The 25,387-nt window shown below is 42.3% G+C and carries 14 protein-coding genes and 1 pseudogene; all 15 read left to right on the top strand.

All coding sequences use genetic code 11. From position 1 onward, the window contains the following. Positions 1–18 precede the first annotated feature (18 nt). Positions 19–739: pseudogene (locus VY86_RS16015) on the top strand (Pvc16 family protein); the annotation flags it as partial. Between the two features lie 416 nt (positions 740–1,155). After that, positions 1,156–9,180: a cytotoxic necrotizing factor Rho-activating domain-containing protein gene (locus tag VY86_RS16010; RefSeq protein ID WP_046975705.1), complete on the top strand. Its 8,025-nt coding sequence runs from the start codon at positions 1,156–1,158 to the stop codon at positions 9,178–9,180. Between the two features lie 665 nt (positions 9,181–9,845). Next, positions 9,846–10,748 carry a hypothetical protein gene (locus tag VY86_RS16005; protein ID WP_046975704.1) on the top strand — a complete coding sequence of 301 codons (903 nt, stop codon included), beginning with the start codon at positions 9,846–9,848 and terminating at the stop codon, positions 10,746–10,748. Positions 10,749–11,512: 764 nt separating this feature from the next. Next, positions 11,513–11,962, top strand: coding sequence for a phage tail protein (locus tag VY86_RS16000; RefSeq protein WP_046975703.1), 450 nt, complete (start codon positions 11,513–11,515; stop codon positions 11,960–11,962). Between the two features lie 174 nt (positions 11,963–12,136). Beyond that, on the top strand, positions 12,137–13,219 hold the full coding sequence (locus tag VY86_RS15995; protein WP_046976920.1) for a phage tail sheath family protein: 1,083 nt from the start codon (positions 12,137–12,139) through the stop codon (positions 13,217–13,219). A gap of 11 nt (positions 13,220–13,230) precedes the next feature. Then, positions 13,231–14,625: a phage tail sheath family protein gene (locus VY86_RS15990; RefSeq protein ID WP_046975702.1), complete on the top strand. Its 1,395-nt coding sequence runs from the start codon at positions 13,231–13,233 to the stop codon at positions 14,623–14,625. Positions 14,626–14,680: 55 nt separating this feature from the next. Next, entirely contained in the window at positions 14,681–15,856 is a 1,176-nt protein-coding gene (locus VY86_RS15985; protein ID WP_046975701.1) for a phage tail sheath family protein, read from the top strand. Positions 15,857–15,874: 18 nt separating this feature from the next. Next, on the top strand, positions 15,875–16,333 hold the full coding sequence (locus VY86_RS15980; protein WP_046975700.1) for a phage tail protein: 459 nt from the start codon (positions 15,875–15,877) through the stop codon (positions 16,331–16,333). After that, a complete protein-coding gene (locus tag VY86_RS15975) occupies positions 16,330–16,509 on the top strand; it encodes a DUF5908 family protein (protein WP_046975699.1) in 180 nt (59 codons plus the stop codon). The genes VY86_RS15980 and VY86_RS15975 overlap by 4 nt, the downstream gene beginning before the upstream one ends. After that, on the top strand, positions 16,496–17,179 hold the full coding sequence (locus tag VY86_RS15970; RefSeq protein WP_046975698.1) for a CIS tube protein: 684 nt from the start codon (positions 16,496–16,498) through the stop codon (positions 17,177–17,179). The genes VY86_RS15975 and VY86_RS15970 overlap by 14 nt, the downstream gene beginning before the upstream one ends. Beyond that, complete coding sequence (locus tag VY86_RS15965) at positions 17,176–18,777, top strand: phage baseplate assembly protein V (RefSeq protein ID WP_046975697.1); 1,602 nt, start codon at positions 17,176–17,178, stop codon at positions 18,775–18,777. Before VY86_RS15970 ends, VY86_RS15965 begins: the two co-directional genes overlap by 4 nt. A gap of 12 nt (positions 18,778–18,789) precedes the next feature. Then, positions 18,790–19,236, top strand: a complete 447-nt coding sequence (locus VY86_RS15960) for a GPW/gp25 family protein (RefSeq protein WP_046975696.1) — start codon at positions 18,790–18,792, stop codon at positions 19,234–19,236. After that, entirely contained in the window at positions 19,233–19,649 is a 417-nt protein-coding gene (locus tag VY86_RS15955; protein WP_046975695.1) for a hypothetical protein, read from the top strand. Before VY86_RS15960 ends, VY86_RS15955 begins: the two co-directional genes overlap by 4 nt. A gap of 43 nt (positions 19,650–19,692) precedes the next feature. Further along, positions 19,693–22,395, top strand: coding sequence for a baseplate J/gp47 family protein (locus tag VY86_RS15950; RefSeq protein WP_046975694.1), 2,703 nt, complete (start codon positions 19,693–19,695; stop codon positions 22,393–22,395). Then, positions 22,388–25,273, top strand: a complete 2,886-nt coding sequence (locus tag VY86_RS15945) for a hypothetical protein (RefSeq protein WP_046975693.1) — start codon at positions 22,388–22,390, stop codon at positions 25,271–25,273. The genes VY86_RS15950 and VY86_RS15945 overlap by 8 nt, the downstream gene beginning before the upstream one ends. Positions 25,274–25,387: the final 114 nt, after the last annotated feature.

Genomic DNA, 25,387 nt, shown 5'->3' with positions numbered 1-25,387 from the left:
CATAAAATTGGAGTTAACATGACAACGATAATTGCTTCTGACAATGCTATTATTGAAATTAATCAAGCATTAAATACTATTTTATCCCAGTATTTAAATACTAATGGGAATAAAATTGATATCCGTTTTGATCTGCCAGAAATCAATTCCATTCAGTCGGAACCAACCGTGAGCCTATTTCTTTACGATATACATGAAGATTTACAATTACGCTCTGCTGAACCAAGACGTTATAACCCTGCAAATAACACATTACTACCGGGCTGGGTCAATATCAATTGTAACTATTTAATTACTTACTGGGATGCGAATAAGCCATCGAGCGACAGCGCCAGCCCGGACAGTCAGCCCAATAATCAAGCCGCACAAGTCATGACACGGGTTCTAAATGCCTTGATAAATAATCGTCAATTAACCGGCATTCCCGGTGCATATACCCGAGTTATTCCACAACAGGAAAATTTAAATAGCCTGGGTAACTTTTGGCAAGCACTTGGCAATCGTCCACGTCTCTCTTTATTATATTCCATCACCGTACCAATGAAACTGAAAAATATTGAACACAATGTCATACCAGTCAGCAAAACTTCCGCTTCTGTGGAGCAAAAAACCAATCTGGACAATTCACAAATAAATTCAGGCTCTGATAGATAAATTATATACCAATTTAGGTGGCACAGAAGATGCCCATCTTGCCCTTGCTAAAGTTAATCTGATAACTAAACTCGCTACAGACAATTAATGAATGAATGAATTCAATATGCTATCAGAGAATAAACAACAATAATTCATTGTTGAACTTATTGATGTAAATAAGAAAATATCTAATATTTAATTAGATAAAATCAAGAGGAATAAAGAGGTTGATATTTATTTAATAGCGTATGACATTAATGATTTTCATGAAAATTTTGAAAAATTAAATGCTAAGATTAATGTTTTATTTTTATTGAATGCTCATCAATCTAGAATATATAGAGGAATGGTTATGCCTATATATAAAAGCCAAACAGAAATAGACAGATGATCAAAAGATAATTCACAGTTATATATATCAGTGGTGTGAAATATATATTTAAATGCTTTCCACCCTCCAGGTATTACCTCCTGGAACGACATTAAAATCCGAACATTTTATATTCACAGGGTGCCATTATGCCTTATTCTTATGACAAAGAAAAAAACATAGAGAAAAAAAACACATTTTCAGATGAAAGGTATCTTGAAGAACAAAATAATCAGATAGAGTTATCAGATGATATTGATGAAAATCCTGAACGACCGGGTGTGAGTGATTTTGAGTCTTTGCCGGGTGAAGACTTAAATATATATCTGGACATTTCAAAAGAAGACTTACAGGCGTTAATTGATACAGACAGGCACACGCTCTCCCAGCCTTTTTCCGGGACGGAAGATGACCGCGCTAATCTGAAGAAAAGAATTAATGAAAATTTTATAAAAAAACTTCCGGAGTTTATGGAATATCGCCATAAGGGTTATAACATCACCGGACTTGATCAAAAGGGCATAAAAGAATTAGAGGGTATGCTTCAAGAGGTACCACAGACACAACAATCCGCCCTGAAAGACCTGTATTCTACCGCACGGAAACTGCTGAACACGCTGAAACAAAATCCTCTCCCGCCGGAAAACCAAGACATGATACAGCAGTCAAACTCGGTTATCAGAAACCTGAGCGATGCGCTGGAAGCCCTAAATGCTGCCGGGAAGGTAAGCAAGGTGACATGGGACCAGGAGGTTGACCGGATAGCCCGGGAGCAGAGGGAGAGACTGGTTGCGGAAACAATGCGCAGACTCAGTGAGACCGGGGATAAACACCTGCTGGGCAGCGATAATGGTTTCTCTCAGCTCAGCAGGGAGCAGAGAAGACAACGGGCTGAGGGGTTATTATTTTCTGAGGCAAATCGGTTTACGGCAGAACACTTCAAATTTGAACAACTGAAGAAGTCGCTGCTTGCGGAGAACCGGATCACACGACAAAGGCTTACGGGATATTTGGAAACAACATCTGCCGGAATATTAGCAGGTGCCAGAGATGCCCGAGAATATGCGATGAATACCCTGTTGGCACAGGCGGATATTAATCCGGCAAGGCTGGGGAATGCAGAACAACTCGGGCATTGGACCCGGAATTATAATCAGTATACCAGACATATCCGTGTGGTTGACGGGGAGATGAATCGTAATATTTCGCAGGGAAATCCTCTGATTGGTGCTTTCATAAAGGAAACGAATGATGAGCCTGCCCATATCAAAATAGCCCGTGCCATGCTCCCCGTTTCAGATGCGTTGGGTGCGGTTTCTGTAGCACTCGGGCAGTTGAAGACGAGGGTTCAGCCTTCAGAAGAAGAATTCAACCAACCCTACCATGACGGAAGTGGTGGATTATTGAAAAGCATCAAAAAAACCGGCCAGAAGATAAAAGAAACATCCGCTCACGTGGCCTGGATGACGGGAAACAAGGCCAGTAAAACAGCCTCAAGGATGAGATACAAACTTAAGGAGTCATCTTATTCTGAAAGTGTCAACGGGGCAGTCAAAGGTACGGCGTTACTGCTTCTGGATGAAATCCAGCAGGCTGAGCGGCGGATAAAGCTGTTACCGTCATTATCCTGGATGTTGCAGGAGGCGGTGGAGCAGCACAGCAGTGTGACCCAACGTATAGCCTATCGTGATGAGTTGCCAGAGCTCAGTGAGCTGCTTAATCAACAGCTGGAACAGGAAGCGGCGCGGTGGCAAGCAATCGGGCAGCAATCCAGGGACAAATTACAGGAATTGATAGCACCGATAACCCGGTTGGCACAGGAGAAATGGGCGCAGGATTTATATTTCCAGCTGGGTGAGGAATTAAGAAAGGAGCGGCAGGATAGACGGAGGGATAGACAGCATTTTGATGAAATATTGGCGGAGGCTGTCGGGCAGTTTGCAGAAGTTGCACGTGAACTCGATAGCGCAGCTGTGCGCCTAGCTGAGCATGGGCACAGCGGCAGCAAGGAACTGCAAGAAAAAGTGGCAAAATGGCTACGGGATTTAAGCGAGCTTAAGGGCAAGGTCAAAGCCGGCGTTGTGGAGATTACGGGAACGTCGTTAGATAATTTCTCCCGTGGCGGTATGCTGGCGCGTGGAATGAGCGAATGGGCGGAGGATTTAAAGCAGAGTTATCTGCAAGAAAAGCGCCCAGAGGACAGAACAGTCGCAGCAGAATTATTTGAGCGTACTCTGATGGAGATTGTGGAAGAAAACAGAACCCATTTCGCCAAAGAATCAGATCCTGAAGCAGAAGGATTTCTGAAAAGGTTAACACTGGCATTAAACCATGCCGCTGAAAATACACTTGTTTATCCACCGACACCAGAAGAAATTTTGGCAAGTTCACGGAGTATCCCTGACGATATCAGGCTATGGGCTGAACAGAAAATCGTCAGTGGTGCCATTTCTGCCGCCCTAAGAGGGGGCTTTAAACTACTCGTAAACACGACGTCCCTGCCGCTTCGTGTGGCAGCCAGAGCGGGAAGAACCACATACCGGGTTACTCGAGGAGTACAGGCGATAAGACGTGGCGTAAAATTGGGGCAAAGCCGGGCAACAAAAATCGAAAATAAATATATTAATCAAGAAATTTCTAAAGCAACCATTCGGTTTGCATTATCCATTTCACCATCAGTCGGATATGGTATTGCTGCCGCTATTACGGGCAAACGGATATATGATGGTGATCTTAACAAGGTCACTAAAAAAATCTTGGTTGATATGGTAATAGAGTTACCTTGGGTCGCGGTGGATGCCAGTATTAACTTTGCCGCGAGGAAGTATACAGAGCATTCGATTAAACAGGCTATCCAAAATGCATTAGACAAGCAGGCCGACAGACTGGCATCGCGTATAAATAAAGAGATAGAAGATAAAAGCTCCGATGTTAATGTTGAGATTGTTCCTCAAGAAACGAGTGTATCTCCAGCTGAAACAGTGCAATCTACACCAGAACCTATCTCCGATTTTACTAATAATTCACAACTCACTATACCTGAACTCCTTGATATACAAGACAATAATGCGGCACAGCAGCCTAAAATCAGGCGTAAACGGGATGCATCGGCTCAAATGCTCACTGATAATGACGAGCATAGTGAAGAAAATAAAAAATATTTTTCAACAATAAAGAAAGATTTTAATCGTAATGAAAATGACGACATTGAACCATTTGACGAAACAGATAAAAAAGAACTTTCTGGATTTGTTTTAAATGCTGCTTTAAATCGTTCACCACATTCGGACACAGGTAGCAGTAGCAACATTCTTACAGAACAGAATATTAAAAACTTCCCTGAGATAATTAGAGAAAGATATCATTACCTGAAAAAAATTGAGCCAAATATTACAGATGACGATACCAGGAAAGCCATTTTCTTAAATTTGAAAAGATTTATTCACAGGAACATTAATAAATTAAGTTTTAATAATATATCTGTTTTATTAAATTCCTTGTACAGCATTAGTGATGAAAATAACGACTTTGATGATGCTGCCAGTAAAATAAAAGCGAAATATTACGACTTTAAAAAACATTTTTACATCAATAGAAATAGTTATGTAAAAATAAAAAAAGCAATATATGATGAAGAAAAAGAAAATAAACCAAGTACTATTAAATTACCTTCTGATGAAATTATTTCCACAGAGGAGTTTTCATCTGAAGGTATTAATGATTCGATGATAAAATCAAAAAACAAATTAAAAGAAATATCAAATAAAAGTATTGAGAATTTTTTGTTGGTTAAGGAGGGTGACGAATTATTGAAATTCTCTTCACTGGAGATAAAGTCATTAATTAAATATCTGCATTTAATTAACAATGAAAATATCATCACTAAAATTAAAAACCATGTAGTTAAAAATAACTATGAAGATATTATCTTTGCCAGTAATTTAGCGCAAGAAATTACAGAGGATAGTAAGCTATTTTTAGGCCCAGCTTCTGAAGAAGAACTGACCGCAGTTATTTATCAACTTGCTATAGGTAAAAAATTTGATAATCTTAGTTTAACTCGAATATATAACAAATTTCTTTTCTCTAAAGAAAGAGACAATCCCTTTACTAAAGTGATCAGTAAAAATAAACCTAAAGGCTATTTTACGATTTCTGACTTTAAGAAAAGTGGTGATGCAGAGGATCGTTCAAAATTCAATCAACAGTTTTATGATTATCGAGATAAATATAATCAATATGATGCAAGTATATTAGCTGGTTCTATTATAACAAGTAGCAACATAACAGTTGAAGAATTCACACAAGCACCAAAATCAATACAGACTTTTGCTGTCTTTGGTAAATCACTAGGGGAATATAGGAGTACTAAAAATGTTACTGAAAAGCCCCCTCAATATATTCCTGGAAGAATTGTTCTGATGAAATTATCATCAGGGAGATACCTTTTATCCTCTAATCTGTTGGGAAATATTAAATCCATTATTCTCGAGGAACAGGAAGGTAATTTTATTAATATAAATTTATCCAATAAAGGATTAGTCAATTCTAAAAAAATTGCTGAAGTCGATCCAAGATATCAGCTATATGAAGGTTTATATCATGTGTATCCGGATAATATGGTATATTATGAAATTATTAAACCACTCTATGGTTCTGATTGGAGTAAGAATCCAATCAGTAAAATCTCACACGACTATTTTACTGTAGCACAAGATTCTAAAGCTGCGAAAATTGAGATTAATGCGTCATCAACAGTAGCTAATACGCTGGCTCAAGGAATGGCGGTTGCACTAGCTGCCTATATAGAAGATTTACATCAATCGATGGATGAAACCAGTAAAACCTGGAAAATAATAAGAGGATTCATTCCTTTTTATAATACAATATATAATGCAAGCACAGACTCTGAATATATTATTGATAGCGGTGAAATTCTTCTTGATATCGTAAGCATTATTCCAATATTTAAAACCGCGAGTACTGTCGGTAAATCAGCATCTGAAGTCATTAATTTAGGACGAAGTGCATTAAAAGCAGGTGTTGCTAATGGATTGCGGGGACTTCAGTTATTTAAATATGTCGCTAAGCAAGTTGCGCCAGAATTGCTATCTGCAAGTTACAAGAATTCATTATTAATCACAAAAGCATTTTATGATGCTATTGAACCAGTGCCGATAAGATCCAGTCTTAAAGGGCTTTATAAGGGGATAAAAAATGACTTGAATTTAACATCATTAGAGGGCATTTCAAGTAAAGTATTAATGACTTCAAATGAAAAAGCAAATTTGAAACTTTCTAATAATGGAATATGGAAAAATGATGCAGGAAAAAGTTATATTAAAGATGCGAAAGGGGAATTCTATCAAGTTGAAAGAAATCAAAGTAATCAAGGCTGGGTATTAATTAATGGTGATCGAAAAACACCTATCAGTAACTCTGGTGGTCGTTGGGGAGTAAAAAAAGAAGAGGGCGAATTTAAAAGGTTATTAAATGGTGACCATCGAACTTTCCCACAATCATGGAGTGTTAAAAACAGCGATCTGAATTACATTACACCTGAAAAAGGCATATACAAACTTGGTTCAGAGAATTCACAGAAATTATCGGAACCGAAATACTATATAAAGCAGGAAGGTGCTTTTTATCAGGTACGCTGGGATGAGAGCAATCATACATGGAGGATTATTAACCCAGCTAATCCAGGGCAATTTAGTTATTCGCTTCCTGTTAAACTTGCAAAAAAGAACTCATGGGAATTTAATTCAGATATTGGGCTTAAAGGTGGTACTCGTACCGATTTAAATAACTGGATGAAAGAACATATAGATGAATATAGCCGTTTGCCTAAGAAAAATGAAGAGGCCATTGCACGTTATACTGGTGGTAGATACAGACTTTACAATGAGAAGCTTAGAGCCGGTAAGATGACTAAGAATATTCGTGAGTCTATAGATGAAGTTGTTTCTTCATTACGCATGCTCCCCGAATATTCAGGCACAGTTTATCGTGGAGGAGCAATAAAGAAAGATGTCTATAAAGAAATGAAAGTCGGTGGGGTAATATTTGATCCGGCATTTCTATCAACTTCGGCTGATAGTGCTGCAGCGATGGAATTTTTAAGGAAAGCCAACACAGGCAAGGATGAAATGCGCTATCTTATGACTCTGGAGGTAAAAAGAGGTCGATCGCTGATGGATAAAAGTCTGTCACAATTTGCCGACACAGAGGCGGAGGTGTTATTACTTCCAGAGACCCCTATAGAGATAACTAAAATCGAAAACAAAGGCCCTGATCTTTATATTTATGGAAAAGAAGTAGATCCCGTTGGTCAAGACGCGAAAGATATCTTTAATAATAAGATGAAAATCATGAGCGAACCCAGTACAGGTTCGCTTGGTGCTAAAGTGGATAATGTTCCAGTTGTGAAAAAAAACACAGACATAGATATAGATGTGAATAATCATGCTGATTCTAATAAGGACGGACTCTGGGAAATCCACAGTGATGTAGGTTTGAAAGGTGGTGGGCTTAATGACCTTCGCGATATATTTCGGAAAAATTCAGCCTCACTTGAAAGCAAATTATCTGCAGGAGACACTTCGGTTTTTAGAACAAGAGGTTATCTGGGAACCGAAAAAAATACAAAAATTGACACATCTTTTGAATATCTTCGGGTAGATAAAGTTAGCAACCATAAATCCGGAAGAATCTTCAGTATGGATAGCATTGGTGAAGGAGGAGAAATGGAAGGCGTTATATCTGTTTCAAAAGGCAGTAACCTTTCTTCGAAGCTGTCAGGCAATACAATAGGAAAATGGGGTGTCAAAGATAAGCTTGATGACAGCGTGGATTTTATTGAAGTAAGCAATGGTGCTTCTGGTGCTGTCGGAATAAAGATTTCCTTAAATCAATTGCAGGAAGGAAAACCAGTCATTGTATCAGCTGGCGAGTTAAGTGGTTGTACGATGATTTATGCTGTGGATGACGACTATTTTTATGCTTATCATGCCGGCCAGAATCCTGGAGATAATTCATGGCTAACCAGCCGTGATGGAGTGAATAGTATTTATCAGACTCATATGTCATTGAAAGGTAAGCCCATTTCAGATTTATCTCTTGATAATAATAATGATCTAATAAAAATTTTCTCAACTTATGACAAGGCCACGATAAATTATTTCGGGAAAAAGAAACCTATATCATTGTCAGGGAAAAATACATCATTATCAGTCGATACCCACATATCAACTCCTTATTCTGAAAACGTAAATGTTTTTGACTATAATGCCGCTAAAGGTTCTGATCCTCGTCTGGGTCTGGCCTATGCCATTCTTACTCGTAAAAATGGGAAGGTCAGTGTTTCAACTTATTCAGAAGACATTAGTATCGCTCTTAAAGATAAAAAATTAACTTCCCTTGCTAGAAAAGAGGAAAATCTTGTTACTAACAAGAACATAGTTACAGCAGGGAACAGCAAGGAGCAAGTGTCAAATGTAATGTCTAGACACGCAGAAAAGATTACTTATAACCTTGCGCCGGATATACCTGCGAGTGAATATTTGGACGAGTTATATCAAAAAACGGGTATTGCCGCCAAGATACAAGATCCTAAAGGAAAATGTCAGGTATTGATGAATCCTATAGCTGACTTTATGAAAGAAAAGGGGTTTTTCGATATTCGGTATCGTGGCATGTATATCTGGAATAATGCAACGGAGCAAATTCCAATGAATCATTTTGTGGTTGTTGGAAAGAAAGGAGGAAAGGATTATGTGTTTGATGTTTCTGCTCATCAATTTGAGAATAAAGGTATGTCTGACCTTAATGAGCCATTAATCCTTTCTGCGGAGGACTGGGCGAAAAAATATAGGGGGGCAACCACAAGAAAGCTGATTTATTATTCTGATTTTAAAAATGCCCGTACTGCGGCCAACACTTACCATGCGCTTCCGAGAGCATTGGTACCAGGGTCTATGGAGGGGAAAACATTTATTACTTCACCGAATTGGTATGACACGTTTAAAAGGACCGAATATGACAAACTTTTTATAAAAAGAGCGAGATTACTTAGAGATAGAAACCACAACCCATTGGAGCTTGAACAGGTTAATCGAAGACTTACTGCATTACTAAACGAAACATCTGATGTAAGCCACCATGTGAATTATTGATATGGTCAAATCGATGACGCTAATTAGAGGCTGAATTTCATGAGTGAAACTCAAAGAAACAATAACCCATTTTTTACTCAGTGCACTGAATTTCGGGGGAACATTGCATGAATACGATCAAAGTGACCGGCATTGACCTCACTAAAAACGTTTTTCAGCTTTAAATTGTTTGATTTATTAGCACCTTTTAATATTCGTTTTATGACGACCGACGGCTAATGAATAATTAATCTGTATTAACTCAGATTTACCAACACCACGGAATCGAGTGGTGTGTTTTCTATATCTTTAATAAGCTCGTTAATCCGTTTAACGAGCTTATTATCATTCTGTTACCAGTAAAAATAATCCCGCCAGCAATTCTGCCGCCTCTGTTACCATTACCAACAATAAGTTACCTCTAAAATCCATTTATTTTCTTATTTTTCTGATTAATCAGATTGTTATTGTGACAAAATGTTTATTAAAAAAATAAGACATGTCTGAAAATACATTTCAATTAAAATATCTACTCTGTGATTCACTCATTAAATACAGACAGTTAAATAAAAAATAAAAATATACAGTATCGTGCTATAGAGTAAGACTATTGAATTAAATATAGGCTATTAATATAATTATCTATTCACAAATGTCATTCTTATTCAAAACAAATAGGTGATAATATGGAAAACGAATCTAACAAAGATGAAAAACAAAAAGAAAGCTCATCACAAACTGATAATTTGGCTCCGACTAACCGTACATTGACAATAAGTGAACGTATAAAGGCATTGAATGCAAAAGGATTATCCGACACCCCAAAATCCTCTTCCCAATTTGCGATGCCCTCTTCATTAAGCAGCTCTTCTGTAAATACTAATAAACCAGAACCAAAACCAAAGCCAAAATCATTACAGGGAAAAAAACTGCCAGTTATTACAACTGCGGAAAGTTCAACATCAGCAGCTAATCGATCAACGTCTTCCACTGTAGATTCAGAGACATTATTAACATCAAGTTTTAATGACATAACATCTTCAACTTTATCCGTTGGCAAACATGAATTAGAACTGACAGATCAAAAAAATGTCATTATTTTTAGAGGAGATAATCGGGATCCTGAAAAAATCGTAGCCGCAGGTGGATTTTATCCATGGTCAAAAAAGCATGTTACCGAGATTAAGAATGCATTGACGGATGCATTTATTAGTGATGGACCATCAGCGCATATGGTAGGACATGTCAGGAGTCCAAATCAGAACTATGTATCCACAGGAATAAATACAGATTGTGGTGGATATGGGGGACACGCTGCCTACCTGTACAAGATGGAAATTCCTGGACTAAGACCGCAGGAGATGAGTAGAGAAACTATTGGTCAGGAAATCAGGCAAGATAAAAGAGGAATTAATTATCCCGCATTTCTGATGAGCCACCAGACTCTTCAACAATCAGAATTCGTCGCAATGATGCCCGCGCGTACAGAAGAGCTGACATTTATTACCCCGATTCCCCTGAATTATATCACTTCATACAAAAAGAAAGGCACAAACACCTGGCATAAAATGCCTGGTCCAAAGGAATAAAAGAGATTAACCCGTCTTTATATGTCGTATTTCGTATAATATTTTTTTTGCGCCACCTGTGGCGCACTCTCTTTTATTTTCTCTACCCATGACTACCACAAACAATCCACTGGATTAAACAATAGCATCTGAAATCAATTATGTAATCCGAACATCTTGATATATCTGATTCATATATTCTCCCTTTCCTAATCCTCTTTTAGCGAGCAATATTATAGCTATATTTATCCAACCAGAAATACCCTCTTCTTAGCGCCATCCCATCTTCAATAGTAGAATAAAGCTCATTCCCTTGTACTCCAATAATCATTTTAACCTATTCCATTAATAATCATTAGAGTGATTAATTTTTTCCTGATTATTAGTTTATCAGCAAAACTATTCCACCATGACAATAAAATACTCCATAAATACACAATATTATTCACAATTAAATATCACAAATGTAATTTACTCCCCTGTTTATAGAAACAATATGAAATATTGGCGCATAAAACTATTACTATCTAAAACTATCACCAACCACGATATTAATTAACAATCACCATTATTATTAATTGATATTCCTCATGAGAATTCATTCCCTATAATTATTTTGTTTTATCAAAGGTGATTTAAATAATCATTGAATAAATTTTTATATACGAATAATAACCTATGCAAATCAGGTTGTTGCGGTAGCTATACCTATAGCCCAAAGTTAATAAAACAAAGCAATAAATACTTTGCTTATATTTCAAATGTAAATAATAAAGGAAAAAACCATGGCTACAACTCCAGAACAAATCGCGGTTGACTATCCCATTCCTACTTACCGGTTTGTTGTCTCGATTGGTGACGAACAAATCCCCTTTAACAACGTTTCCGGGCTAGATATTTCTCATGAAGTCATTGAATATAAAGATGGCACCGGTAATTACTACAAAATGCCGGGCCAACGCCAATCAATCAATATCACCCTGCGTAAAGGGGTATTCCCTGGCGACACTAAGCTTTTTGACTGGATTAATTCTATTCAACTTAATCAAGTTGAGAAAAAAGATATCGCCATTAGCCTGACCAACGAAGCCGGCACCGAGATTCTAATGACCTGGAATGTGACAAATGCCTTCCCAACGTCATTCACCTCCCCTTCTTTTGATGCCACCAGCAATGATATTGCCGTTCAAGAAATCGCACTGGTCGCGGATCGGGTCACCATTCAAGCACCTTAATAGATCGACAATAACGATCTATCCCGGTGTTTATATTAAAGAAAATAATCGCCTGACATCGCCAATTATCCATGCGCTAACACATGATGATCAACATTGGCATGGCCCATTAGTTCAACCGAATTCATCATCCTACTGTTTGCGCAAAATATCGCACAAGAACTTGGAGGCAATATGCCAATCACCCCAACTTATCCCGGCGTTTATATTGAAGAGGACGCTTCACCCGCACTCTCAGTTCGTGCGGGTGCAACGGCAGTGCCTGTTTTTGCCGTCGCAAATAATAATGCATTAATATCAGCTAAGCCCTATATTCGCGTCAGTAACTGGCTGGAGTATTTGACACTAAAAGGTGGACAATTTAATCCTTCCGATAAACTGGATATCGCACTGCGCGCCTATTTTATTAACGGCGGTGGATATGCTTATCTCGTCAAAACGCAAGATTTAGAAAAGCAAGTTCCGGTACTTGATGATGTCACGCTATTGGTTGCCGCCGGAGAAGAGATCACCACCGCCGTCGGGATACTTTGTCAATTAGGCAAAGGATTATTCGCCATTTTTGATGGCCCAACAACTCAAATAACTTCAAGTCTACAACCAGACGATGTTGTTAAATCTTATTCAGCAACCCAATATGGCGCGGTTTACTACCCCTGGCTGACCGCTGAATGGGGAGAAAAAAGAGCCTTGGTTGATATTCCACCGAGTGCCGTCATGGCCGGTATTTATGCCAGTGTCGATAACAGTCGGGGCGTCTGGCAAGCTCCCGCCAATGTTCCTGTTCAAGGCGGATTACAACCTAAATATCCGATGACTGACGACCTGCAAGGAAAATATAACCAAGGTAAGGCGCTGAATATGATCCGTACCTTTCCTAAGAGCGGTACGCTGGTCTGGGGAGCCAGAACCCTTGAGGACAGCGATAACTGGCGTTATATCCCGGTTCGCCGCCTGTTTAACAGTGCGGAACGGGACATTAAAAATGCCATGAGTTTCGCGGTATTTGAGCCTAACAGCCAACCAACCTGGGAAGCGGTGCGCCGGGCGATTGATAACTATCTCCATTCCCTCTGGCAGCAAGGTGGATTGATGGGCAGCAAAGCTGAACAGGCTTATTTTGTTCAAATCGGTAAAGGCGTCACCATGACTGATGACGATATCAAGCAGGGCAAAATGATCGTCAAAATCGGCATGGCCGCTGTTCGCCCAGCCGAATTCATTATCTTGCAGTTCACACAGAATATCGCACAATAATCGGAGGCAACATGCCAACAACACCGACCTATCCCGGCGTTTATATTGAAGAAGATGCGTCACTATCGCTCTCTATCAGCCACGGGAACACCGCAATACCTGTTTTTATTGGCCGCTTCCAGCCTAAAAAAACCAGCGCAACACCAAAAGCGATACGTGTTAGTAGCTGGCTGGATTTTACCAATCTGTTTAATGTCGGTTGTATTACGTCAATCGCCATCACATCGACCAAACCAACGCCACCGCCTCCCACTCCGCCTTCCGGGAAAGTTGCGGGCGATACAACAGTTGTTGCTACAACCAATATCGCTCTTAACGCGGGTGATACAAGCTCCGGTTACAATTACACTGTAGCTGTCGGTACCTACACAACAAGTAGTGATGCGGTAAAACTTTATTTTCAAAATGGCGGTGGACCTTGTTATATCCTGCCGGTTGCGAATCCCCAAGATACTGCCACTTCGGCATTAATCCCCGAATTAATTGAGCAAGCTCTGGAGATTACTTTAATCGTCTGCCCTGAACAGGATTCTGCTTACCAGAGCGCAATATACAACAGCTTAACACCCGCATTATTGAATGCCGGCTATTTCCTTATCGCTGACAGCCAAACTAAAGCCAGCATACCGGGCGTTAATGTGCAATCGCAAACCGCAACTTACTATCCGGCGGTGAAAGTCTCACAACTTATTCCTGTGGAAGATAGCCTAATTGCAGTTTCAGGTTATGAAGATGCAGAAACAAAACCCGATGCAATCAAAAATCTGGCGCAACTTAAACAGAAAAACCTCACTGTCTACCAGCAAGCAGCTAAAGCAATACAGGACAAAATAGCCACCAACGGCAATACTATTCCTGCCAGCGCAGTTATGGCTGGCGTCTACTGCGCCACTGACGCCAGCCGTGGTGTCTGGAAAGCCCCGGCGAATGTCGTGTTAAGCGGAATTAGTGATGTCACTGAACGACTCAATGACGATGAACAAGGCACCATGAATCAACAGGGCATCAATGCCATCCGCTACTTCAACCATCGGGGATTTGTAGTATGGGGCGCACGTACTCTGCAAAATGATGACAACTGGCGCTACATTCCGGTACGGCGTCTCTTTAACAGCGCAGAGCGGGATATCAAACAAGCCATGCAATCCGCCGTCTTTGAACCCAATAGTCAACCCACCTGGGAACGAGTGAAGTCAGCCATTGACAACTATCTCTATTCCTTATGGCAACAAGGGGCATTAGCGGGAAATAAGCCCCAAGAAGCCTATTTTGTTCAGATTGGTCAAGGTATCACCATGTCTGACGACGACATTAAACAAGGGAAAATGATTGTCAAAGTGGGCATGGCCGCGGTACGTCCGGCTGAATTTATTATCCTTCAGTTTTCACAACATGTAGCCCAGTAATCGTACTGAGACGCGGTTAAACACCGCGTCTATTCAGTCGCTAAGGAGACAATAAATGGAGATAACACAGCCGAGCGTCACCGTCACAGAAAACCTGATATCCCCAAAGCAAGATGACACGTTTATCGGTATACCGGTTTTTATTGGTTATACCTCGTCGCTGGTCAATAAAACGGCTATCAAACTTAACAGTCTGGCCGATTTTGCCCAGTCATTTCCTGAGTCAGGATTAATGTACTATTCCGTGCGCCATTTCTTTGAAAACGGCGGTCAACAAGCTTATGTGCTGTCACTGGGTACCGAGAAACAATTGAGCGATTTTCCGTCATTGATCACCGCTCTGCAACAAGCGTGGCTAACACAAACGATTTCCGCAGAAAACGACATTACCCTGATTATCACCCCGGATGTTATCCGCTTTAATCAGACAGATATTTCCTATACTCAAAGAGATCTTTGGTTACAATTTTGGCAATCGGTGCTCAATCTTTGCAAGAGCCGACGCGGTATCATGGGGTTATTGGATGCCCCGGACAATCCAACATTAGCCGCAGAGTGTTTAAAACAGTTTTCTTCCGCTGATCGACAATGGGGTGCCGTATACTGGCCGCAACTAAAAAGCGCCTATCAGGATAATGCGCAAAATCCTATCGTACTTTCACCGACCGCCGCAGTGGCTGCCGTCATCCAGCGTAACGATAATCAACAAGGCGTATGGACCGCGCCGGCCAACATCGCGTTAGCCAAAGTGATTAGCCCGGTACGCTCTTATATTGAAGCGAATGCATTCTTTAACCCGGATGGTGCCTCGTTGAATCTGATCCGCAGCTTTCCCGGCAAAGGCATCAGGATCTGGGGATGCCGAACCTTGGACAATACCCCCGGTTCCCTCTGGCGTTATATCCAGATCCGTCGTCTGGTTTCTTATATCGAAGCCCATATGACTCAACTCGGCCGGGCTTTCGTTTTTGAACCCAATAACGCCATCACCTGGATGAAGTTTAAAGGGCAAGCCCATAACTGGCTGCGCCAGTTATGGTTAAACGGCGGGCTACGAGGAACTCAAGAAGATCAAGCGTTCAAGGTGTTATTGGGTGTGGGTGAATCAATGAGTGAAGCCGATATACAGGCCGGAAAAATGATCATAAAAATCAGCCTTGCGGTCTTAATTCCAGCAGAATTTATTGAGCTAAACCTGACATTCGATACCTATATCGGTATCACCCGCTAAGTTAAACAGAGGCAAAATATGAACAACCTCTACACCCCGGCAGTGTCGCACCGTTTTATCGCCAGTTTTCTTTTTAACAACATTCCCAGCCCGCTGGATATCGCCTTTCAACGGATATCGGGCCTGAGCCGTGAGTTGCAAACTAGCCAACACAGCCAGGGCGGGGAAAACGCCAGAAATACCTGGCTGGCCGAAAAAATCCAACATGGCAGTCTGATGTTAGAGCGTGGCGTGATGACAGTGACACCCCTCACACTGGTGTTTGATCGTGTCCTGCGTGGCGAAAAAGCGGTCTATGCCGATGTCGTGATTATGTTACTGAATGAAAATTCATTACCCGTGGCAAGTTGGACATTAAGCAACGCGCTACCGGTGCGCTGGTCCACCGGCGACTTTGACGCCAATAGCAACGCCGTTTTGGTGAATTCACTTGAGTTGCGTTATCAAGATATGCGCTGGTTAGGAGTGAAAATATGACCGTCGAAATTAAGGAGCTGATTATTCGAGCTAAAGTGACTGATTCCGAGAGTAATCCCATCACATCACAGACATTAGCCCAAGAGACGCTGGATAACGCCCGCCTGATCGAGATAGTCAAACGGGAAGTGTTAGAGGCGTTGCGTGAAACAGGAGGCTATCATGAGCTTAATTGAACGCAGCCTGTCCAAACTCACCCTGACCGCCTTTAAAGACCGGGAGGGGAAAATCTCCGTAGGCAGCTTACAGGCGATGTATAACCCTGATGGGATTCAGCTCGATTATCAAACCCGCTACCAACAGGATGCAAGCGTTAACAATACCAGCCAAAGCAGCCGCTATGTGCTATCACAACCCGCCGGTTTGACGTTAGTCCTGCTATTTGACGCCACTATGCCGGGCAACACTATCCCGGTAGAAACCCAACTCGCAACCCTGAAAGCCCTGTGTACGGTGGATGCCAGCACCAACGTGCCCCACTTCCTCAAAATCAAATGGGGCAAAATGCGTTGGGAAAACAAAGGTTATTTCGCTTGCCGGGCCAGTGATCTCACCATCAATTACACCCTGTTTGATCGGGACGCCACCCCGCTGCGAGCCAGCGCGACTTTATCGCTGATCGCAGACGAAAGCTTTGTTATTCAAGCCACGGAACAGCAGTTAAAATCACCGCCGATCACCGCAGTCAGCGTGACCGATATGCTCTCTCTGCCGTTAATCGCCTTAGGCGCCGGGGCTTCTCTGGCTGGCGGCATTGATTACCTCACCCTCGCCTGGCAAAACAATCTGGATAATCTTGATGATTTCACCCCGGGGCAAACGCTACAGGCACAGGGGGACGCATGAAGATACCGGCGATAGAGGTTAAAATAGCGGGAAAAACCCTCAGCCAATTTTCTGTCATTAGTCTGACCGTAAACCACCAAATCAACGGTATCCCCACAGCCAATATCACGCTTAGCGTAGCCGGTGACGCCAACGCGATTTTTGCCGCTAAAGCGCAAGCTGAACTCACAAGCTGTCGGCCCAATCAAGAACTGATCGTGCAACTGCAAAAAACCGTGTTGTTTAAGGGGATCATTGTTCGGCAGGCGCTTAAGTTCAAAGGTCAGGACAGTCTGGTTACCCTAACAGCGAAACATCCACTGCAAAAACTCACTGACCATTTCCATTCACAGCTATTCAGCCAACAAAGTGACGAAGCCATTATCAGAAAACTATTCAGTCAGGCGGGTATACCGGTCACGATAAAACAGGCACCTCAGCTTAAAACTGAACATGAGCAGATGGTCCAGTTTCGCTGCCATGACTGGAAATTCTTAAAAAACCGGCTGGCCGCTACCAATATCTGGTTATTACCCGGTAACGAGACGGTCACGCTGACGACGCCAGAATCACTTAATCAATCAACCGTGCACACCATTAAACAACGTGCCAGCGATCAAGACACTGTGCTGTTTGAGGCAGATCTGCAATGGGATAACCGGCACAGCCCCAAAACGGTGAGCATACAATCCTGGGATATCGCACAACAAAAACTGTCTCAAGCCACTCAGGCAAAAAACAGTCGGCTTGGCAGTGGTCAACTCGCGCCAGACAGTCTGGCAACCTTAACTGATCAGACATGGCAATGGGTTTTTAGCTATCCGCAAGATAATGAACAAGCCAAATACCTTGCTCAAGGCATGATGAATAACCTACGCAGTCATAACGTCTCCGGCAATGTTGAAGTTGCAGGGAATAGCCGCTATCAACCGGGGGATGTTCTGATGTTAAGCGGCTTTGGTCAGGCAATGGATGGTAAAAGCGTTATCACCGGCGTCAGTCAGACCATCAATCAGCGACAAGGCTGGCGCACCCGGTTAACTCTGGGCCTGTTGCCGGAGACAGAACCGGCGGTCCCACAGGTTAAAGAGCTGCACGTGGGGATTGTGGAAAAATACCAACAAGACAAGCAGTCACTGGACAGAATTCCGGTCAGGATACCGGCGTTAAACTTAACCAACAGCGTGCTTTTTGCCCGACTGGGTAAACCTTATGCCAGTCATGAAAGCGGGTTCTGTTTCTACCCGGAACCGGGGGATGAGGTGATTATCGGTTTCTTTGAATGCGATCCCCGCTTCCCGGTGATATTAGGCGCTATGCACAACCCGAAAAATAAAACACCAATAGAACCCAGTGAAAAAAATCCAATAAAAACCCTGGTCATTAAACAAGGGGATAATCAGCAAGCATTAGTGTTCAATCATCAAGATAAAATCGCCGCCCTTAATAGCGGAAAACATGCGTTATCACTGCAACAGGATAAAGATATTACGATAAATTCAGCGAAGAATATTATCACCAAAGCCCAGGAAATTAACCTACAGGCTGAAAAATCCCTGTCAGCCACTGGAAAGTCCGGCGTCGATATTAAAGGTGCGAAAATTAACTTAACACAATAATAGGACAGCAAAATGACAGACAACATATTAGCCGATATTTATGGCCGGGGTTGGGCTTTTCCACCACAGTTTTTTATTAAAGATAATACGCATCCAGAAATACCTACCGGAGTCCAAATGGCATCAGGTGCAGAGAATGTTCGCCAAAGCATGAAAATTCTTTTTCTCACTGAACCCGGTGAACGCATTATGCGTGAAGATTACGGTTGTGGCCTGAATGATTATCTGTTTGCCAATATTAATGATGCACTGATAGCAGAAATCCAAACTCGAATTGAAGAACGGGTACTGCGCTATGAACCGCGCACGCAAATCACGATGATTCAGGTAAATCAAAGAACAGACTTACCCAATACCCTGCATGTTCAGGTGACTTACGCCCTGAGAGGCAGCGAAATCAACCAACAAATTGATGGCATCCTTGAGGTCAGCGAAGGCCAGGTGTGGGTGAACCTATGAGTAAACAATGTGTGGTGGATGGCGACAATCTGCTATTTGAACCGTTATTCGGCAACCGGCAAGTCACCCTTCTGGGACCGGCAACCATTAGAGGCAGTGGGCACGCCCAGATCCAAGGCAAAAAGATCGCCATTGTGGGTGACGAAAAAAAGGTCCAATTTCAAGCGCAATATATTACTCCGAGCCACCCAATACCCGGTATGGGAATGGTCACCATTGCTCAATTGGATGCCAGCCAACAGGCAAACTTTTGCCGCAGCCCCGCCACGGTGATAATTGTCGGTCAGCAATTTACTGCCCGTTTTACCCCGACACAACCGGCAAATAATCCATCGAGTGGCCCGGATGTGGCAACGCCGAGTATGGGAAAAGGTCGTTTTATTGCCAGCCAATATATCGTCAATGTCGGATAAATAACCTTTTCAACCTTATTTTTAAATAACAGGTGATATAAATATGGGACAAGCCGAGTTAGATAATAAACTCTCCGCTATCGTGCCAAATACTGCTTTTAAACTTGATGAAAGAAGTACGCTGGATATTTTAAACTGGCTTAAAAAATACGCCGCCATCATTCCTTTCGATCAAGATAAAAAACAGTTCTGGGACAGTTTTTACTTTATTCAGGCAAATAATCCTCAGCAATTAGCTGATATTTACCGAAATGTTAATCAAGCCAATGGCCTTTTACCGCCACATCAGGCGTTTATATTGGCTTTTTTAAAACTACTGGAAACAACCAAACGCTTATTAAACACTTTCCCAGCGCGACACCGTGATCTTTATTATCGAGAATTACTGGGACTAAACCCCAAAAACGCCCAAGCGGATAGCGTTGCCATCAGCGTTACCCTGAATACGGATAACGCAGAATTTCTGGTAGCACAAGGCACGCTGTTTGATGCCGGGCAAGATAGCGCCGGTAATTCGTTACAGTATGCGTCAGACGCGGATTTATTGGCGAATCAAGGGGCACTGACCGACCTGTGTTGGTACCGAAAAGATAAGGATGGCTGGCAATCGGCAATCCCCTTTAGCCTTTCGGATAACATGGCATTACCCGAAAACGGCATTCAACTTTTTAGCCCAACAGCCAATGATGTGGCGGTGCTATCCGGTTATCTGATTACTTCATCTTTATTTGCTATGTCCGCTGGAGAACGTCACATCACATTGACGCTGGAAAACGATTGGGCAGGTCAAGCTGAACATCTCACCGCTAAAATCAGTGCAGAAGATCACTGGTTATCGTTGTCGGTAAAACTTATCGACAAAAAGAATATTGAACTGGGATTATCATCCACGGCTGATCCTATCAGCCCGCCAGATAACCTTGATGGCATGACATTCGACGTGCCAGTATTAACATTAGGCACAACTCAGCAACCCACACTGCCCAAAATTACCGGCGTTGAAATCAAGATTAACGGTAACCGCAGTGTGCGCTATGCTTCCGATGGCGGAACTGAACAAACAGATAAAACCAGTTTCCCCTTCGGCCAATTTCCCTCGTTGGGTTCCGGCTTTAATCTGATCGCCCCTGAATGGTACGGTTCTGAAAACGCGACGCTTACCCTGACGCCGCAATGGGTTGGCCTGCCCACCAAGAGTTTTAAAGCGTGGTATAAAGGGTACAGCCCTGAACCTGATAATAGCGCGTTTAAAGTCCAAGGCTATTTAGTCACATCTCAGGAAAGAAAGCAGCTCATTGGCACCCCATCATTATTTGGCGGAACCGATGCACCTCAAGGGCAAAGCCTGAGTTTTACCTTACCGGCAATGGACTATTCCGTTACTGATAGCCCATCACCCAATGACTGGCCTGCGTCAGTGCGCATAGAATTGACTGAACAAGATTTTATGCACACCCAATACTGGCAAGATCCGACCGGTAAAAATTTACCCTACACCCCACAAATCAGTGCGTTGCAAATCATATTCAACGCTAAAGTAAAAACTGAGCAATACACCGTTTATCCCCTGACGCCTTTTGGTTGGGGAAACCCAAACGCAGAACTCCCTTCATTCGCCAATGACACACTCTATTTGGGCTTCACCAACGTGTTACCGGGACAAACCTTATCCCTATACTGGCAATTGGTCGGTACTCAAGAACTCACGTTATCTTGGTCTTATCTGAATCAACAAAACACCTGGCAGCCATTAAATCAACTGGTTCATGATCAAACTCATAATCTGTTTGACCGGGGGATATGGAGTACATTATTGCCACAGGATGCGTCAAATCAAGCAGCCTTGATGCCGGCAGGACGATACTGGCTGAAAACAGAGATAACTCAGCAGACCGCCCCTCAAGATTACCCAAGAATGCAAGGCATACTATACAACGCCACCACCGCCACATTAATCAACCCAGAAAGCATTGAAAATGATCACTTTATCAATGGCTTGGTTGCCGACAGTATTAAGCAGACAGTCAGCACATCCGCCGCCATTAGCCGTGTGACGCAACCTTGGGCTTCCTGGAATGGGCGTCCGAAAGAAACAGAACCCGCGTTTCTCACGCGAATTCCACCTCGGTTGTCCCATCGTAACCGTGCTTTAAGTTGGAATAACATTGTCACGCTACTGAAAGAGAATTTTACGAGTATATTTGATGTCAAATACCCTTCCGCCAATGAATTAACCAAAATCCCGGCCCCAGAAACGCAACAACTGATTGTAATCCCTGACAGTCGTTACAAAGACAACGATGATGCACTGCGCCCGATCCTGAACCCGGCCCGACTGGCGGAAATGGTCCACTGGATAAGTCAACTCAGCAGTCCGTGGACCACCCTCAAAATCGACAACCCCACCTACGTTGACGTGCTGATCAGCTATCAACTGGTGTTTGTCACAGGGGTTAATCCCGACTACGGCCGTCATCAGTTACAGCAGGAACTCAGCCGAAAATATATGCCGTGGGCAGAAGATAGCGCTATCGGCGTAACAACCGGCAACCGCATCGATTACTATCCGTTATTAGCTACGATTCAGCAGTCACCTTTAGTTGAACGAGTCACCAATTTAACGTTGAAAAAATCGTCCCAAACCGCAGGCGCAGTCGGTGACAGCGTAGAGGCCGCTGATAATGAAATACTGATTTTAGTTTGGTCAGAAAAGAGTTTCGCTAATAAAGGAGCAGACAGTGAATAATCAAGATGCCCTGTTTTCCATCGTTAAAGACGATATCGCCTTTGAGACCTTACTCACTCAAGCCAAGACGGTAGTTGAGCAACAGTCCGGGCAACTCTGGAGCAATACAGCAGAAAATGATCCCGGTATTACCTTATTAGAAGCTTGTTGTTACGGTGCATCTGATCTGGCCTATCGCCATTCGCTGCCCCTGCGTGATCTGCTTACCCCGGAAAAACAAGAACAGACACCGGACGATGGCATTTTTCCACAGGAATTCGGCCCGCAACAAATGCTGACCTGTGGCCCGATTACCGCAGAAGATTATCGCCGCGCCTTACTGGATTTGCATAGTAGCGATAACAATAACGACAACAATGCAGATTATTTTTTCTTTAACGATGTACAGCTAGTTCGTGAACCTGAAAATGAACGCTATCAGTACTGGTATAACAAAGAAAAACGTGAATACAGTTTCATTCAGACGCCAGATAGTCAACAGTTAACGCTGAGAGGCAATTACTGGCTTTATCTACTTCCTAGTCGGGAAACTGAGATCAATAAGACATTGACGCAGCAAAGTCTGACGGCTTTCTTAAAAAACAACCGTAATCTAGGGGAATCCGTCAGTAAAATTATCTGGCTACAACCCACGGATTTCCTGTTGCAGCTTAATATTGAGCTGGATGATGATGTGAGAGATATTGCTGACATCTTCGCCAAAGTCTATATGACAACCGCACAGACGGTACTGGCAACACCGTTACGTTATACCACTCAAGCCATGAAAGAATCAGGCTACAGCAATGAAGAAATATTCGCGGGACCTTATTTACATCACGGCTGGATACCCGCATTACCGGCAGCCAAAGATTACACCAAGCCGACAGAATTAAAGCTCAGCCATTTGGCTAATCGTTTATTGGCTATCCCAGGGATACAAAGTATTACCCGATTAGCATTAGGCCAACACGATGAAAACATTTCTCCGCTGGCGGACGATAATTGGTCCTGGACAATCACTCAGGGATATTATCCCAGGCTATGGGGTAACGATCCCTTAGGCTTAATTTCCTCACCGTCAAGCCCACTCATTATTACCGCCAAAGGTGGAGTAAAAGTCGCTGTTTCTAAACAAGATATAGCGAGCAAAATTATTGCTGAGCCATTGATTGAGACACAGGCTGAATTATTAAACTGGGGCAAACATCGTAAAGTTTTGGATTACTATCCAGTCAGCAATAAATTACCCGCCTGCTATGGATTACAGACCTACGCCGAGACTCAACAGCAAGTACACTTGCACCAATTTATGTTGCCGTTTGAACAGATGCTGGCTAACGGCTGCGCCGAACTCGACCTTTTACCGAAATTACTAGCCTTTAAACAACGGGGAAATGCGGTATACGGTATACAATGGCCTTTTAAAGCCAATACTGTCGGTCAGAAAGTCCATCAGGAAATCATGCCTGATTTAATCAAACAACTAAATGATGACTCCCAAATTATTATTAATAATGGTAACGGTATCCATCCACAAAATTATGCAAAAGAATTATCAATCCTGAATGACTTATTGGAATATTTTGGTACCCATCGCGCGGCCAGACCACTCACTCTGGATTCATTAGATTTTCTCTCTACTCAGCGCGGTTATTTGGCGCAACAACCTGAATTGACCTACCAGCGTAATAATATTCGTATTGATAAAGTGTCAGCGCTGCAAAAACGGATTGCCGCCCGTATTGGCTTAGGTGGAGAGTGTTTTAAAGACAACCCCAACTTGGCTAATTTGCCTTTCTATCTGATTGAACATCGTCAGCTATTACCGATAAAGCCTGACAAAAAATTCGATAGTGAGCAAAAGCCCGATAATCTGGCAATAAACAGTGAAACCAATGCTAAAAATCATCAATTAGTCATTACCCAGAAAGGAACGGCAGGCCAATTATTGCATGGTCAAGTGATTAATCTGATTATTATTGAGGGCGACAGAAAATTCACATTACGGGGCCAAATGATCACCGATATTACAGGAGACGCCTTCTCGCTTGACACCCGTAATAGCACTGATCTAGAGCGTAATTTAGACCGTGTGAAAACCGCGTTTGAACAAGATAATTTACGCTGGTGTAATAGCCCGGTCTGGATGGAAGATATGGATTATCAACTGGTTTATGCCAGTGAGACATATCAAACGGGAACAGAAGATGAACGCTGGATCACCTCCAGCACCCAAAGTCCCTTCCCTGCCATGATCGAAGAACATGATGAAATCACCCTGAAATATGTCATTACCCCCGATAGGCCGCCGACAACAATATTAGCTAACAGTGATTCTCCCGCCGGTTATGAACTTAAAGCACAGGTAGTGAAGTTCGATAGTATTCAAGGCCGAATATTACTTAAAAAAATATCCGGCCAACAATATGATTTCCCGAAACCAGAAGATGCATGGCGCTATCGTTGGTATTTTTCCAATGAAAAATACGCGTTGGCTGATCGTTTTTCATTTATAGTCAGTGTAGTGATTAATCGTCAACTTATTGAGAATGATAAGGTCGATCCCTATAAACTAGAGGCATGGGTAAAAACAGAGATCTTAGCTGAATTTCCCGCTCATCTTTCCATGATTTTCCACTGGCTATCACCAGAACATTTCAAAAATTTTGCCAGTACTTATAAGCGTTGGCAGAACAATGGCGCTCCCTTGGGTGATGAAGCCTATAATATTTTAGAAACCTTAACGTTAGGACGTCTACCTTCAACGGCAACGGGTACAGGTAATATGCGCATTGCCACCGAACAGCAGCGTAAAGAGGTTATTGGCGACTCTGGAACTGAATGGAACGAAAAGGTAATAGAAGATAATCAGTTACTATATGTACCAAAAATTTAAATTAATACTGCATTTGAGTAAACATAATAGCAAAAATAGATTAGTTGAATAATATCGATTTCAGAGTTAAATAAAATATTCTCCCTGATTGCCATTTCATTATACGGCAATGTT

This window comes from Photorhabdus thracensis, assembly GCF_001010285.1.
Taxonomy (GTDB): domain Bacteria; phylum Pseudomonadota; class Gammaproteobacteria; order Enterobacterales; family Enterobacteriaceae; genus Photorhabdus; species Photorhabdus temperata.
This window is presented reverse-complemented; position numbering and strand designations above follow the sequence as displayed.

Coding starts and splice junctions, on each gene's coding strand:
- VY86_RS15965 (WP_046975697.1), top strand. CDS start 17,176: ATGAAGATACCGGCGATAGAGGTTAAAATAGCGGGAAAAACCCTCAGC.
- VY86_RS15955 (WP_046975695.1), top strand. CDS start 19,233: ATGAGTAAACAATGTGTGGTGGATGGCGACAATCTGCTATTTGAACCG.
- VY86_RS16005 (WP_046975704.1), top strand. CDS start 9,846: ATGGAAAACGAATCTAACAAAGATGAAAAACAAAAAGAAAGCTCATCA.
- VY86_RS15950 (WP_046975694.1), top strand. CDS start 19,693: ATGGGACAAGCCGAGTTAGATAATAAACTCTCCGCTATCGTGCCAAAT.
- VY86_RS15985 (WP_046975701.1), top strand. CDS start 14,681: ATGGAGATAACACAGCCGAGCGTCACCGTCACAGAAAACCTGATATCC.
- VY86_RS15990 (WP_046975702.1), top strand. CDS start 13,231: ATGCCAACAACACCGACCTATCCCGGCGTTTATATTGAAGAAGATGCG.
- VY86_RS15995 (WP_046976920.1), top strand. CDS start 12,137: ATGCCAATCACCCCAACTTATCCCGGCGTTTATATTGAAGAGGACGCT.
- VY86_RS15980 (WP_046975700.1), top strand. CDS start 15,875: ATGAACAACCTCTACACCCCGGCAGTGTCGCACCGTTTTATCGCCAGT.
- VY86_RS15975 (WP_046975699.1), top strand. CDS start 16,330: ATGACCGTCGAAATTAAGGAGCTGATTATTCGAGCTAAAGTGACTGAT.
- VY86_RS16000 (WP_046975703.1), top strand. CDS start 11,513: ATGGCTACAACTCCAGAACAAATCGCGGTTGACTATCCCATTCCTACT.
- VY86_RS15970 (WP_046975698.1), top strand. CDS start 16,496: ATGAGCTTAATTGAACGCAGCCTGTCCAAACTCACCCTGACCGCCTTT.
- VY86_RS15960 (WP_046975696.1), top strand. CDS start 18,790: ATGACAGACAACATATTAGCCGATATTTATGGCCGGGGTTGGGCTTTT.
- VY86_RS16010 (WP_046975705.1), top strand. CDS start 1,156: ATGCCTTATTCTTATGACAAAGAAAAAAACATAGAGAAAAAAAACACA.